Here is a 993-nt window from a genome sequence, read left to right on the forward strand (position 1 = left end):
GCGTGCCGCCTGTTCGGCCTGGGCATGTTCCTGGCGCGACCTTTCTTCAGCAAGCTGGCGGGCCCGTTCCTGATCCGCCAGCTGCTGCCGGACGGTCTTCTCCGCGCGGCGTTGCTCGGCCAACTGCTGCGCGCGCGCCTGCTCGGCTTGCTCGATACGCTGCTGCTCGGCCAATTGCTGCGCCCGCACCTGCTCGGCTTGCTGGATACGCTGCTGTTCGGCCAGCTGTTGTGCCCGCTCCTGCTCGGCTTGCCGGATACGCTGCTGTTCGGCTAGCTGTTGTGCCCGCTCCTGCTCGGCTTGCCGGATACGCTGCTGTTCAGCCAGCTGTTGTGCCGTTTCCTGCTCCGCCTGCCGGATACGCTGCTCCTCGGCGAGCTGCTGCGCCCGCTCCTGCTCGGCCTGCTGAAGGCGGCGCTGCTCCGCCAGGCGCCGCTCTTCCTCTTCCTGGCGTACCCTCGCCTGCGCTTCCTCGGCCGTGCGCTGCCCCGCCAGCGCCGTCTCGTATTGCGCGGATTGCTCGGCGAGACGCTGGCGCTGCTGCTCGGCCTCGGCCTGCAGCCTGTCCTCGGCCTCGGCCCGCAGGCGGGCTTCGTCCGCTTCGAGCCGCAGCGCCCGCTCCTGCTCGCGTTCTTCCGCCTGGCGGGCGCGCTCGGCCCGTGCGGATTCTTGCGCCATCGCATCGTCCTCGACGGGTGCATCGGCCTCGGCCGGCGGCTCGGCGCGGGCCACCGGGTCCGGCACGGGATCGGGCTCGACAGCCGGCAGCGGCACGTCGAACGTGTTGTCCTGATGGGTTTCCTGAGCGATCACCCGCGTGTGCAATCCATCGGCCACGCGCGTGGCAGGCGGTTTGCGGCGGCGTTTGACGACGCGCCGCGGCGGCGGCGCGGGCGTGGGTGCCGGCGCCTTGGGCGCCGGTACCGACACGACGGGATCGACGACCGTGAAACCGTGGCGCGGGGGGGGGGGGGGGGGGGGGGGGGGGGGGGG

At 72.4% G+C, this 993-nt stretch carries 1 pseudogene; it reads right to left on the reverse strand.

Going from position 1 to position 993, the window contains the following annotated elements:
* Positions 1–837 (reverse strand): annotated as a pseudogene (locus ACEN88_RS32675) (hypothetical protein); the annotation flags it as partial.
* Between the last annotated feature and the right edge of the window lie 156 nt (positions 838–993).

Origin of the sequence: Massilia sp. CT11-108 (assembly GCF_047302915.1) — a bacterium.
GTDB classification, from domain to species: Bacteria; Pseudomonadota; Gammaproteobacteria; order Burkholderiales; family Burkholderiaceae_D; genus Telluria; species Telluria orientalis.